This window comes from Faecalispora sporosphaeroides DSM 1294, assembly GCA_000383295.1.
GTDB classification, from domain to species: Bacteria; Bacillota; Clostridia; order Oscillospirales; family Acutalibacteraceae; genus Faecalispora; species Faecalispora sporosphaeroides.
Window position 1 is genome coordinate 104,546 of sequence record KB911072.1, and the last position, 14,234, is coordinate 118,779.

Annotated in this window: 10 protein-coding genes; all 10 read right to left on the reverse strand. The window is 55.3% G+C overall.

Annotated features, from left to right (window positions below; genetic code table 11):
* Positions 1–175 precede the first annotated feature (175 nt).
* Positions 176–1,369, reverse strand: coding sequence for an ABC transporter substrate-binding protein (locus G340_RS0112535; protein WP_020073994.1), 1,194 nt, complete (start codon positions 1,367–1,369; stop codon positions 176–178).
* A 4-nt stretch (positions 1,370–1,373) separates the two neighbouring features.
* Positions 1,374–2,186 carry an ABC transporter permease gene (locus tag G340_RS0112540; protein ID WP_020073995.1) on the reverse strand — a complete coding sequence of 271 codons (813 nt, stop codon included), beginning with the start codon at positions 2,184–2,186 and terminating at the stop codon, positions 1,374–1,376.
* Entirely contained in the window at positions 2,183–3,007 is an 825-nt protein-coding gene (locus G340_RS0112545; RefSeq protein ID WP_020073996.1) for an ABC transporter permease, read from the reverse strand. The genes G340_RS0112540 and G340_RS0112545 overlap by 4 nt, the downstream gene beginning before the upstream one ends.
* Positions 3,008–4,141: a spermidine/putrescine ABC transporter ATP-binding protein gene (potA, locus tag G340_RS0112550; protein ID WP_020073997.1), complete on the reverse strand. Its 1,134-nt coding sequence runs from the start codon at positions 4,139–4,141 to the stop codon at positions 3,008–3,010.
* A 588-nt stretch (positions 4,142–4,729) separates the two neighbouring features.
* Entirely contained in the window at positions 4,730–5,536 is an 807-nt protein-coding gene (locus tag G340_RS0112560; protein ID WP_326522399.1) for a hypothetical protein, read from the reverse strand.
* Between the two features lie 360 nt (positions 5,537–5,896).
* Positions 5,897–6,298 carry a VOC family protein gene (locus G340_RS0112565; RefSeq protein ID WP_020074000.1) on the reverse strand — a complete coding sequence of 134 codons (402 nt, stop codon included), beginning with the start codon at positions 6,296–6,298 and terminating at the stop codon, positions 5,897–5,899.
* A 46-nt stretch (positions 6,299–6,344) separates the two neighbouring features.
* Positions 6,345–9,524 carry an EAL domain-containing protein gene (locus G340_RS0112570; protein ID WP_326522400.1) on the reverse strand — a complete coding sequence of 1,060 codons (3,180 nt, stop codon included), beginning with the start codon at positions 9,522–9,524 and terminating at the stop codon, positions 6,345–6,347.
* Positions 9,508–12,648, reverse strand: a complete 3,141-nt coding sequence (locus tag G340_RS0112575) for an EAL domain-containing protein (RefSeq protein WP_326522401.1) — start codon at positions 12,646–12,648, stop codon at positions 9,508–9,510. Before G340_RS0112575 ends, G340_RS0112570 begins: the two co-directional genes overlap by 17 nt.
* Positions 12,649–12,778: 130 nt before the next feature.
* Positions 12,779–12,991 (reverse strand): hypothetical protein, encoded by a 213-nt coding sequence (locus G340_RS17995; protein ID WP_154653201.1) that lies wholly within the window; start codon positions 12,989–12,991, stop codon positions 12,779–12,781.
* Positions 12,992–13,108: 117 nt separating this feature from the next.
* The gene (locus tag G340_RS0112580; protein WP_020074003.1) at positions 13,109–14,233 is read right to left on the reverse strand and encodes an iron-containing alcohol dehydrogenase family protein; all 1,125 of its coding nucleotides are present in this window, start codon (positions 14,231–14,233) and stop codon (positions 13,109–13,111) included.
* Position 14,234: the final 1 nt, after the last annotated feature.

Genomic DNA, 14,234 nt, shown 5'->3' on the forward strand with positions numbered 1-14,234 from the left:
AATAACAGACCCTCCGCTTGCAGAATCCGGCATCTTTTCAGGCCGATCCATAAAAATTGGTCTGTGCGCTCAAAAACTGACAGCCATACAAAAGCGCGCCTCAAAGAACCCTTTCGCAGGTCTTTGAGGCGCGCTTCGTTTTTCATAGGGAACGTAAAATCAAACAGTTTTCGCTTTACTTGAAATCCCATCTTCGCTTATGGCGCTTATACAGCACTACTGCGATATACAGCAGCAAAAATCCGGCGAGAATGGCGATCAGCGTCGCCGTCTGCCCCGGGCCGCCCATCTTCACCTCCGCCCACAGGGTGTCGAGCAGCAGGTTGGTATCGTCCGGCAGCGTGGCAAAGGTTTCGGCCTTCTCCAGAATCTCTTTGGGCGGGTAATAGATCGGGTTATTCTGAACCTCCTCCGGCAGCAGGGCCTTGGCGGCACTCTCCGGTGTGGAATAGCCGATATAATCCACGTTGGCCGCAGCGATTTCAGGATCGCACAAGAAGTTGATGTACGCTTCCGCCGCCGCCTTATGCTGCGCGCTGGTGGGAATGCACATGGCGTCCACAAAGAAGTTCGTGCCCTGCTTGGTTGGAATCGCAAAGCCGATGTCGGAGTTGGAGTCCACCAGAGTGGCCGCGTCGCCGGCGTAATAGGGCGCGAGCCAAGCCTCGCCGCTGGCCATTTTGTCGAAAATCTGATCCATCACGTAGGCCTGCACCAGCGGCTTCTGCTTTTTCAGCAGCATGGCCGCTTCCTCCCACTCATTCGGGTCGGTGCTGTTGAAGGAAAAGCCCAGGCGCTTTTGAGCGATGCCGAACGCATCACGCGGGTTATCGAACATCAGGATTTTCCCCGCGTATTTCTCGTCCCACAGAATGTCCCAGCTGTCCACCGTTTCTTTTACATACTTTTTGTTATAAAAGATGCCGACGACGCCCCAGGTATAGGGCACGGAATATTCGTTGGTCGGGTCGTAAACAGGCTTTAAAAAGTCCTGATCGATATACTTGCTGTTCGGAATATTTTGATAGTCCAGCTTCTGCACCAGATTTTCCTTGATCAGCTTCGAGATCATGTAATCCGACGGAATGATCACATCGTAATTTGCGCCGCCGCTGACCAGCTTTGCATACAGATTCTCGTTGCTTTCAAAGGTGGTGTAGTTCACCTGAATCCCCGTTCTGCGGGTAAATTCCTTGTTGACGTCGATACTGTCGTCGACGCCGTTGGAGATATATTCTCCCCAGTTATACACATTGATGGTCACGCCTGTTTTGGGCGTCGCTTCCCCGTCGGCCCGGGCCGAAACGGGGAGCGCCGCGGGCCATAAAAAGAAAAGGGAAAGCGCGAAAGCCGCCAATCTTTTTTTCAAGAGCCTATGCCTCCTCCCTCTCCGCCTCCTGCTGTTTGTCCTTCGAGCGGCGGACATTGACGATCAGCAGCAGCACCAGAATCGTACCGAACAGCAGCGTACTCAGCGCGTTGATTTCGGGGCTGATCCGTTTTCTGGTCATGGAATAAATATAAATCGGCAGCGTTTGGGTTGTTCCGCTGGTAAAGTAGCTGATGACAAAATCATCGATCGACAGTGTAAACGCCATGATCATGCCGGTGACAACGCCGGGGATGATTTCGGGCAGAACCACCTTCAAAAAGGATTTGACCGGCGGGCAGCCCAAATCCTGCGCTGCTTCGTACAAATGTGGATCCATCTGCCGGAGCTTCGGCAGCACAGACAAAATCACATACGGCAGAGAGAACGTGATGTGCGCCAGAATCAGCGACACCATGCCGAGCGAAACCCCGCCAAGCGCGCGGGCAAAGAATACAAACAGCAGCATCAGCGATACGCCGGTGACGATTTCGGGGTTCACCATCGGGAAATTCGTGATGTTCATCACGGCCTTGCGCGTAAAGCGCTTCATGCCGTTGATGCCGATGGCCGCCGCCGTACCGATCGCCGTCGCCCCCAGCGAGGAAATCAGCGCGATAATCAGCGTGTTCTGCAGCGCCTCCATAATCAGGCGGTCCTGAAAGAGCTGGCGATACCAGCGCAGCGAAAAGCCCGACCACACCGAACGGCTCATGGTGGAGGAATCGTTGAACGAAAAGATGATCAAAATAAAAATCGGGGCGTACAAAAACAGGTACACGAGCGCCATATACAGGCGGGATACGGTTTTCGTCATATCAGCATCCCCTCCCCGTCTTCACTGCCGCCCTCGTCGAACTGGTTCATGATGCCCATGCAGATCAGGATCAGCACCATCAGCACCAGCGATATCGCAGAGCCAAGGTTCGGGTTGTAGGCGCTGCCGAGGAACTGCATGTCGATCAGGTCGCCGATCAAAAGGTTCCCGCCGCCGCCCAGCATCTTGGAGATTATGAACGTGCTCACCGATGGTACAAACACCATCGTCACGCCCGAAATGACCCCCGGCATGCTCATGGGCAGCGTCACCTTGAGGAACACCTTACGCCGTCCGGCGCCAAGATCCTGCGCCGCTTCGATCACGCTCTCATCGATTTTGGTGAGCACCGAGTAAATCGGCAGAATCATATACGGAATATAATTGTACACCATGCCGAGCACCACCGCGCCTGCCGTGTTGATCAGGTGCAGCCGCCCAAGCCCGAGGCCGGCAAGGAAGGTGTTGATGATCCCGCTGTCTTCGAGCAGGGTCATCCACGCATAGGTGCGCAGCAGAAAATTCATCCACATGGGGAGCATGATCAGCATGATCAGCATTCCCTGCCGGTGCGAACCGGTGCGCGAAATCAGGTACGCCAGAGGGTACCCCAGCAGGAGCGAGATCACCGTGGCGATCAGGCCCAGCCAGATGGAGCGCAGAAACACATTGGAATACTGCCCCACCTCCGCCAGGTTTTTCAGTGTGAAAGCGCCGTGCTGGTCGGTAAACGCAAAGTAGCCCACCAGAATCATCGGAACGATAATGAAAATTCCCATCCAGACAAGGTAAGGCGCGAACGCCGTTTTCGATTTGATCATTCAGCTCTCAGCCTCCTCTCCCTCTTCCGCGGGCTGAGAATCCTCCTCCATCTCGTCGCTGAAGGTACTGTAATCGCCAAACATGCCGGAATACTCTGATTTTTTCATGATATGGATGTCGTCGGGCTGCAAAATCAGGCCGATCTCGTCGCCGACCTCCTGGTACTCCGTGGACTGGATCATCCATTTAAAGTCCTGCACATCCACAATGATCTCGTAATGCACGCCCTTGAAGTTGACGGACGTTACCACGCCGGAGATATGGCCCTCCACAGGGGGGACAACCTCGATGTCCTCGGGGCGAATGACGACGTCCACCGGCTCCATGGGGCGAAAGCCCTTATCGAGGCAGTCGAATTTACGGCCCGCGAACTCCACGAGGAAGTCGCGGTGCATCACGCCGTCGAGGATATTGCTCTCGCCGATAAAGTCGGCGATAAAGGCGTTCTGCGGCTCGTTGTAAATATCCTGCGGCGTGCCGATCTGCTGGATGCGCCCTTTGTCCATGACGACGACGGTGTCGGACATGGAGAGGGCCTCCTCCTGATCGTGCGTGACAAACACAAACGTGATACCCAGCTGCTGCTGAATTTTTTTGAGCTCTGTCTGCATGTCCTTGCGCAGCTTTAAATCGAGCGCGCCGAGCGGCTCGTCCAGCAAAAGCACCTTGGGCTCGTTGGCCAGCGCCCGCGCGATGGCCACGCGCTGCTGCTGCCCGCCCGAAAGCGAATTGACGCTGCGGCGGGCGAACCCGCCGAGGTTTACCATTTCGAGCATGCGGCCAACCGTTTCGCGAATCTGCGCTTCCGGCTTTTTGTGTACGCGCATGCCGAACGCCACATTTTCAAACACGTTCAGGTGCGGGAACAGAGCGTATTTTTGAAAAATGGTATTGACCTCCCGCTTATGCGGCGGCAGGTCGTTGATTTTTTTACCGTTAAAAAAAACATCGCCTGTGTCGGGCGTTATAAATCCGCCGATAATGCGCAGAGTCGTCGTTTTGCCGCAGCCCGAGGGCCCCAGCAGCGTAACGAACTCGCCGTCGCGGATATTGAGATTGAAGCTTTTCAGCACATTCTCCTTGCCAAACGACACATCAATGTTCTGCAATGAAATAATGGTGTTATTCTCCATTTGTGCATCCCCTTTGCGGTAATCGTCAAAGTTGCGCCAAACCAAAATTTCGGCTCTAACGCAAGCCCAGCCCCGCCGTATTCGCTGCCCCCCGCAAAGGATTTTTCACAATCACTGCTGACTGCGGCAACAGAGCGAAGCCGATATTTCTCAGATGCAAACGCAACTAATAAAAAAGCGGTGTTTGCCCAAAAGAGAGAAAAGCATATCTCCCTCCCGCCCTCGGCGGGAAAAAGCGCCGGTCGTGCTCTTTGCGCAACACTCTTTAAGATAATAGAGTGAAAACCGCGATTTGTCAAGATATGATTTGATTTTTTACCGAATTTTGATATTTTATGAATATATCATACGAACCACACGGGTTTTAATCGATTTTTCTTCCGTATCCTTTGATTTTCACGTTTTTATTTTCGGTGAACCGGTATAAAAAAGCGGCAGGGGGGAAGCCCGCCCTGCCGGAAACAATCATAATATCCAGTATGGTTCTAAACGATTTGATCGGCGTTTACCGTCACCAGTATAGCACCGATGCACCCCCGGGTCAAATCGGCCTTAAATTTTAAAAAAGATCGGAAGATCGGACGAAAATCAGGAAACAGGAGTCAGAAGCGTTTGAGCGGCCTGCATCACATCGGCAGGCACCGGCTCGCTCACGGCTGCTTGCTGCGCGCTGCCCGCCGCCGTTTTCGCGGCCGCCTCGGCCACAGCCGCGGCCTGCCGCGCCTGAGCCTCCGGAGTCAACACACTCGCCACGATCACGCCGTCGGCGCCGATGGTGTAGATTTTATCCCCGATGGTGCGCGTCGTTTTGATGGCGTACTCGCCGTTCTCGTAGTAATATTCGTTTCCGTCATATGTAACAAAGCCCGTTGTGGGGTAGCTCAGCTGAGTGAGCTTGAACCACGTCGTCCACTTATTTCTGGCCCGGCCGAAAACGGGTTCTTTTTTCATGTCGTAACCGACATCGCGGTTGTCTACGCCGACGTTGTTGCCCACATATACGCCGACATGGCCCGGCTGATACAGAATCAGGCCATGGGTTCTGGGTAAAGAGGACCAGTCGCTGTAATTGATGGTTCCCTTTGACTTGGCGTCCCTCAGCATTCCGCTGCCGGTACCGGAGACAGACAGCAGGCTGGGATTCGGATTCGTCTGATTGCCCGTCCACCACAAATAGGATTTGATCAGGCCGGAGCAATCCGTATAACGCATTCCGTTTCTCAACTGGCCGTAGGAACCGTAACTGTATTTCCATTTTTCAGTACAGGCTTTCAGAACATGCTCGGACAAGCCGACGCCGGTTTTGACCTCCGCTGCCTGCGCGGGTGCACACAGACCGGTAACCGTTAACAGGCAAAAAACAAACGCGGCGGCCACCGCCCATAATTTCTGCATCCCTGAAACCCTCCCTGCTTTCATCCCCAATTTCGTCAAAAACAGAATTGCCTGGCATTTCTTCACCGCCGAAGGCGGGAAAAGAAACATTCCGTATTCTGCTTTTCAATGTGGATCGGTACCCCACATTACAATATATTACAACTGTAACAAATTGGTTACAGTTTAACATAATCCTAGGAGGATTTCAAGTTAAAATTCCATTATTTTGATTTTTTTGGAAAGCAATTTGTAGAAAATAACAGGAATAATTTACCAAAACTAACAAATTCCCCTGTCCCGTGCGGATTTTCAGAGGCTGTCCCCTAAAAATTATGTCACTCAAAAATTCCCGGCGCCGAAAACCGCACGGCCCGAAAATCACGGCCAGATCACAAAGCAGAAGGGGTGCCCCGCCGGATCGATCATGGTAATCCATTTTTCGGGATCGTACTGAACGCCGGCCATTACCGCTCCGCAGGAAACCGCATGCCGTACGGCATGCTCCATATGCTCCCGATCGCGCACCTTAAAATCCAAATGAACCATTTGCTGTGGAGCGCCCGGTTCGTCGGGCCATACAGGCGGAACGTAATCCTCGTTTTGCTGAAAGGCGATTTTTACGCCGCCGGACGGGGAGATGATATCCGCCCACTCTCCATCCTCGCCGTAGTTTTTCTTCCAGCCCAGAAGCCGGATATAAAAGTCCGATAAAGCGTCGGCCTCTCTGCACTCCAGCACAACAGCGTCAAGTTCGATGGGAAGCAATTCTTTTACATTCATTACGACACCTCTTTTTCTGTGATACTGCCTCACATTTGTGGGCGAATCAATCGCGCGGCCGGCATTCAAACGCTGTGGCAGCCGGGCCCATGCTTCGTGCCCGCGTGTTTGGAGAAGGGGCATCTTCCTCTTGTCGTGTGCACAAAGCCGCCCGCAGCAAAGCCTCCGCCTCTCCCGCGGGCATCGGGCGGTGACAATAGAAGCCCTGCACCTCGTCGCACCTCCACCGGCTGAGAAACTCCAGCTGCGGCTCCGTTTCCACTCCCTCGGCAGTCACCTTCATTTTCAGATTTCCGGCGAGGGTGATCATCACCTTTGAAATCGCCCGGTCCTTCTCGTTTTTTTCAATGCCGTGCACAAACTGCATGTCCATTTTAATCCGGTCGACCGGCAGCAGCTTTAGCCGGCTGAGCGAAGAATACCCCGTGCCGAAATCGTCGATGCAGATCGACACGCCCAATTCCTTTAACCGGCGCAGCACCTCGATGATGTGATCCGTATTGCCGTTCACCACGCTCTCAGTGACCTCCAGCTCCAGGCAGTTCGGCGGAAGCTGCGTCGTCTGCAATATCTCGCCCACAAGCGCAATGAACTTCGGGTTCCTGAGCTGCTGTACCGAAACGTTAACCGCCATGCGCAGATTCGCGCAGCCCATCCCCAGCCAGCGCCGATTCTGCCGGCAGGCTTCGCGCATTACCCATTCGCCGACCGCATAAATCAGCCCGGTCTGCTCAGCCAGCGGAATGAACTCCGCCGGGCCGACGATCCCCCGCCCCGGCAAATTCCAGCGGGCCAAAGCCTCCATTCCCACAATGCGGCGCGTGGCCGCGTCGAGCTGCGGCTGGTAATGCAGCAGAAGCTGGTTTCTTTCCAGCGCATGGTAAAGCCGGTTTACAAGCTGCGACTTTGCGTGTATTTCCTCTCTGATTTCGCGGGAGCAAAACACATAGCGGCCCTTCCCCTCGCTTTTGGCGCGGTACATGGCCGTATCGGCATTTTTGAGGAGCGTCTCGGGGTCGTCGCCGTCCTGCGGGTAAGCGGCCACACCGGCGCTCACCGAAATAAAAAACTCCTGCCCCGCCAGCAGAACCGGCTTCTGCACCACCTTCATCAGCCGATTCATAATCGCGGCCAGCTCCTCCCGGGAGGAAATTCGGCCCAGCATCAGGATGAATTCATCCCCGCCGAAGCGGGCTACCGTATCCCCCTGCCGGGTCGCGCCGCTCAGCGTTCTGGCTACCTCGATCAAAAGCCGGTCCCCCTGGCCGTGCCCCAACGTATCGTTCACCGATTTGAACGCATCCAGATCCAAAAACACGACGCCGATCATTTGGCGCGCGCTCTGCGCCCGGCGTATCCCCTCGGCGAGCCTTTGCTTAAACAGAGTGCGGTTCGGCAGACCGGTGAGCTGATCGTAAAACGCCAGGTAATCCAGCTTTTTCTCATCGTCCGCCTTAATGACCGCGTCGGAAAGGATGAGCCCGACAATCTCGATAAAGGCGATGGAATCCAGATTCCACATGGAAAGCGGGCGCCCCGCGTGAAACCCGACGAGTCCCATGATCTCCCCCTTGTTCCGAATCGGCACGGCGACAAGGGCGCGAATGCCCTGCGCGAGCAGTTGGGCCCGCATCTCCGCGTCCGCCTGGGGCAGAAAGAGGGTGTCCTTGAGCACGAGGGCCTCGCTGCCGTGAAACCGGCGGAACATCTCTGAGCGGATATTTTTCATCGTGTCGCCCAAAGCGCCGCGGGGCAGATCAGCCGTTTCCGACCTCCACTCGATCGCGTAGCGCACGGTATTTTCCCGCATGCTCATCATCACCAGACAGGCGCAGTCGCATTCGATGAAGCGCCCGCACTGCTCCAGCGCCGCATACAGCTTTTGGTCGACATCCCTTTTGCCGGAGGACACGAAGCTGTGAGAAATATCCGACGCGATGGACTGCATGGCGACGTGGTTGATGTTTTCCCGAAGTCTGGTGGTATAAATTTGATTGACGTATATTGCAAAGGCGGCGGCAAACGCAATGACTCCGATTCGGTCCAGATAATATCTGGCGGACAGCACAATCACCGCAGGCGGCGTGTAACCCCACGCAAACAGCTGTGTTAAAAACGCAGTAACGATCACGGTGGAAAGGATCATGAGCCGATTGAACAGCAGGCAGAGCATCATGAACAAAAAAACGAACGACCAAGCGACAAAAATCCCCTTGTCTGCAAACCAAAGCGTGCAGAACGGAATCAGCAGCGCAAAGCACAGAGACACCAACATTTCCTTCGCGCTCTCCTCAAGCCGCACATGCTCAATCGAGGCCAGAAAAACACCGAGAAGCGCCAACAGCCCGCTCACCACCTGCACTGGAATGGCGTTCCGATGCCCGGCATAAAAGGGCCAGTTTATCTGCAGAAGAACCGCGCCGACAAACAGCATCACCCCCAAATAGAGATACACGTTCGTGCGGGCCGATTTGGAAAGGATCATCTCGTTCTGCCTGATGGTGACCGGCTGCAGAAAATGATACCGGCTGATGCAGTAGCCGACCGCGAAAATCATTACCAGCGCAAAAATCGCCGCCACCTGCGGGAACCGGATGTGAAAAAAGACGGGCAGAACGTCTGTGACAAACCCCAGCACGGAGGCAAAGAAAAAGGAAAGGGAGATAATTCCCGCCTGCTTTTTCTCGTCGATTGAAGCGGAACGCCTCCCCCACCGCAGCAGCAGCACCGCTGCCGCCGCGGCGTAAAGGAGAATGTAAATATAATAAAACCAGTCCCATCCGTCCGTCTTTGAGACATTCACCCAGCCGTTTTCCGTGTGAACCAGCGTATCGGGATTCCGGCCAAAAAGCGGCAGAATGGTATAGGCGAAGACCGACACCGCGGCAGGCAGATACATCAGGAAAAAGAACCACCGCTTTTTCAGCGCTCCCTCCCGCCCTGTCAGCAGCAAAGCGGCGTGCATCGTCAGGCTGCCGATGATCCCCCAGCCCAGCGGCGCAACGCGGCGGCCGACGGAACTGATTTCTTCCGTTCGCGCCGCACCGGTGAGCGCAAGGCCAAACGCCCACACCGCAAGCGCCGCGCAGATCGCCAGAAACAGCCCGTTCAGGCGCGTTACGCTGCCGTGAACGGCATAAAGTCCGCAGGCCACCGCCGCGCCGCAGGTGGTTAAAAGCAATACGCTGTACGTTTCTACGATCAAATCCTCACCCCTCGCTGCCACTGCGGGCGGCCTGTGCTTGCGCCGCCTGTTGCTTCTCATCCATGCGCCGGGTCACGCTGCGTCCAAAATCCGGGCAGCGGCGGAAAACCCGCTCCAGCTCTTCCGGGGGCATCGGCCTGTAATAATAAAAGCCCTGCACCTCATCGCACCTTCTGCGGCTCAAAAAACAAAGCTGCTCCTCGGTTTCCACCCCCTCGGCGATCACCTTCAACTCGAGGCTTTTCCCCAGGCTGATGATGGCCTGCGCGATTGCCCGATCTTTATCGCTGTGCTCAATTCCCCTGACAAACTGCATATCCATCTTAATCCGGTCAATCGGCAGCAGCTTCAGCCGCTCCAGCGAAGAATACTCCGTTCCGAAATCGTCAATGGAAATGCAGACCCCCAGCCGTTTGAGCTGGTTCATCAAAACGACCATATCCACATTGCGGCTGTTGGCTTCACTCTCGGTCACCTCCAGCTCCAGGCATTGTGGCGGCAGCCCTGTTTTCTCGAGCACCTGTGCCACCTGCTGCACAAATCCCCTGTTCTCCAGCTGATGCACAGAGATATTTACGGCGATGCGCACCGGGGGCAGGCCCATGTCCTGCCATGCTCTGCACCGGGCGCAGGCGGTTTCGAGCACCCACGCGCCGATGGAGCGGATCAGCCCCGTCTGCTCCGCCAGAGGGATAAAAACGGCCGGGCTGATCAATCCCCGGCCCGGCAGCTCCCACCGCAGAAGGGCCTCGACGCCGGAGATTTTCCCGGTGTGCAGATCGACCTGCGGCTGATAGTGAACCCTGAGCTGCTGCTTCTCTACCGCGCGGTAAAGCAGGTTGCTCAGCCGCGCATTTTCCATCGCCTTGTCCTTATGAATCTGCTGGCACAGGGCGTATTGATTCTTGCCGTGCGCCTTGGCCTCGTACATGGCAATGTCGGCGTTTTTCATCAGTGTTTCGGCGTCTGTTCCATCGTACGGGTACAGCGACACGCCGATGCTGGCGGTCATGTAGAATTCCTGCCCGCGCAGAACGACCGGCTTTTGAACAGCCTCCAAAACCCTGCGGATCACCTGAACCAGCTCTTCCTCGTGCGCCACCCGACTGAGCATCAGCACAAATTCGTCCCCGCCGATCCGCGCCACCACGTCGCCCGGCCCGATACCGGCGGCGATCGCCCTTGCAACCTCCCGCAGGAGCAGATCGCCCGTATCGTGCCCCAGCGTATCGTTGAGCGATTTAAAGGCGTCCAGATCGATAAAGGCCACCGCGATTTTGATATTTTCTCTCTCGGCACGTTTTAATTCCAGATTGAGCCGATGCTTGAAGGCCAGGCGGTTCGGCAGCCCGGTGAGCGTGTCATGAAACGCAGACCATTTGATCTTCCTGCGGTCGTCGAGCTTGATGGCCGCGTCGGTGACCGTATCGGCTACGATGGACAAAAACAGCGGGGGCTCCTTCACCCAATCCGGACGCGCCGAGGAGGACGCAAAGCTCATAAAGCCAAACGCTTCCCCGTTCTTGGCAATGGAGGTGAGGGCAAACCCGCGGATCCCCATCTGCCGCAGCAGAGCTTTCCCTTGTTCCGCCCTCGGCGGCAGCTGCCCGACATCCGGCACTACGAGCACCCGGCTTTCGGGAATTCGGTCCAAAAGCTCCCTGCTCAAAAACGGGGCGCCGCTCTCCCACGCGGCGGAAATGGAGATCGCGGTGTCCGTCCGCCACTCGCGGCGGTACTGAATCACCTTGTCCTGAGGATTCCAAAGGATCAGATACGCCCAGTCACACTGGATGAAGGAGCCGCATTTGGAAAGCAGGCTCTCAATTTTTTCGTCGAAGCTTGTCTCATCCACCGAAATCATGCTGTACGCGACCCCTGTCATCAGCGCCTGCCGGTATGCGTGCAGGGCATTTTCCCGGAGCCTGTTCCGGTATACCCAGCTGATGTAAAAGCTCATGACGCCTGCCAGCGCGATCAGGCCCAGCCGAACCATATAATCCGCGGAATCGAGCCTTATCACCCCCAGCGGCGTAACACAGTAAACCAGAAGCTGAGTCTGCCCCGCGGAAAGCAGAATGGTAATCAGCAGAATCCGTTTATTGAACAGCAGGCTGACCATCAGCAGCAGAAAAAAGAAGGTCCAGATCGTAATGCCGCCGTAAATCGCAAACCGCAGCGTGACAAAGGGAATCAGCAGAGAAAACAGCACCGCAAACAGGAGCTCTTTGAACAGCTCATTGAGCGGAAGTCTGGCGAGAAACAATATCAGCCCGCCGGTCAGCATCAGCAGCCCACTGAATAAAAACGACGAGGACAGCAGGGTCTCGCGGTAAAACAGGTGCTGGCTGAACAGGTTCATCAGGCTCCCGAAGAGAAAAAACAGGCCCAAAATCTGATACACCATGGTACGGTTCTCGCGGTCCAAAATGGTTTCGTCAGCATTCCCCGCAGCGGGCTGCATAAAGCCGTAGCGCTTGACGCAATGGCTCACCGCCAGAACGGGCAGCAGAAAGAAAATTGGCGCAAGGCTCGGCTTGTGAACCCCAAGCAGGGGCAGAACCATTTCTGTGACCGTGCCAAGCGCAATACAGCCCCACAGGGAAGCCAAAAGCAGGCGGGCCTGATTTCGCACATCGGTCGACTCCGTTTTGGAGCCCCAATTTCTCAGCAGCTGTGCAATGATGAGAAAGGATACGATATAATAACCGCAAAACGCGCGGTACCAGCCGCTTGAGAGAAGGTTTGCCCAGCCGAGCGCGGTTTCGGCCATATTGTTCGGCTCCGCCCCAAGCAGCGGCCGCACCGTCAGGCCATAGAGAAGAATCGCGCACGGCAGGTAGATCAGCACGGGAACCCACGGCTTTTTCACAAATGCGGAATGTTCGGTCAGAATCAGGACATAGTGCAGCAGGAATGCAAATATCGTCACATAACCAATAGAAGCAAGACGGCTCCCCCAAAAACGGATGCCCGGTAAAGAGCCGGCGGTCTGAATCGCCAGACCGAGCGACCACAGAAAAACAGAGCACCCCATGGCCGCGAATATTCTGTTAATGACAGGCCGGTAATTGCCCTGAACCGTGTACAGCACACATGCAACCGAAGCCCCGCCGCTCGTCATGAGCAACAATGGTAACAGCAAAAAGAGTTCCAACTTTTTTCCTCCGCAACAGGATGGGTCTGGGCATGAAACAATGGGAAAACTTGTTTTATTATTTAATCGGTTCAATCGCCCAGGAATGAAGAGAACGAAAGTTAAAAATAAATATTATTTATAAAAACAGGAGTGGAGGCGCAAAAATCCCCCTCTTATTTTGAAAAAAGCATGAGAAAAACAGGCGCCGGGAATACCGACGCCTGTTTTGTGATAGAGTCGAACGCACTTGAAAAGCGCCTGATTTTTTGGCTGCACCCTCCTGGCGCGCCTTTTGGGCGCCGATGGTCGATGAACGCAGGCGGTTCCCCATGCGCTTTTCATCAGCCATATTTTGAAGCTCATTCCGTACAGGGTTGGTTTCCCGACCAGCTCCGGCTGTGCCCGGCTGCCGCCGGTTCCGCATCCCCTGCGCGGATTATGTCAATTTCCCCTCTGCCCGACGGGCTCAGATCCCGCCGTGGGCAAGCGCTTTGCGCCCGGCCCTGTCGGCGTCCAGAATCGCCTGAATAAACCTTTCTTCCGTTGGGTTGCCGGGGGCATATTCCCACTCCACCACAGAGGAGGCCTTTTTCGCAACCACCGGCAGATCGGCTTCGGTCAGGCCAATCTGCTCCATGGTAACGGGAAGCCCGATGCTGCGGTTAAAATTCAAAATTCTGTCCCGCTCTTCGGTCTGATTGTCATACGTCAAAAGACAAAGCACGCCGAAGGAAACAATCTCACCGTGCAGGTGCGTTTCGCAGGCGGGAATCAATGAGCTGCCGTAATACACACAGTGCGCCAGCGAGCTGTTATAGTAGTAATTATCCCTGGGGTCGGGCTGGTTCTGATGCACGGTGCAATTGGAAACAATCCCCGTTAAAATAATAATATCCAGAGCAACCTGCTCGAGCTCGAACGAAACCCGTTTGTTTTTGCAGTCCTGCAGCGCCCGGCTGCCGAACGTGAGCAGCGGAGAGGTGCAGGTTCTTGAAATTCCCAGACCCAGCAGCGGCAGATGGTGCATCTTTTTGCCGCGGCAGGCAAACACCACCTCGTATTCCTTGGAAAGCGCATCCCCAATGCCCGCCCAGAGCATTTCGTACGGGGATTCCGCAATGATTCTGGTATTGATGAACGTATGGCAGGCGGGCTGCTTTTGGTAATAATACTGCCGGAAGGAACCGTCTGTATTGTAGATCACGCTCAGGTTCGTGCAGGCAGCACAGTTGGAAGCCAGCGTCGGGAAGGTAAACACGGGCTTATCCAGCAGATCACCGAGGGTTTTCACTGTGTCGCAGGCCCGTCCGCCGCCCACCGCAAACAGCATTTCCGCTTTTTGAACCAGCTCCTCCCGGCGGAGCTTTTCCACATTTTCCATGGTGGAATCGCCGCCGTACCACAAGAACCCGAGAAGCTCCACCCCGGAGCCCTCAATCCCTTTGATAAGAGCGTCCTTCGCTTTTTCCATCGCGGTTTTGCCGCCGATCACAACCGCCTTGCTCCCGTAGTTCCTTGTCAGAAACGGGATTTGCTGATAGCAGTCTTCGCCGACACTGTAATTCGGCAAATAAATATTCTGGCTTTTCATG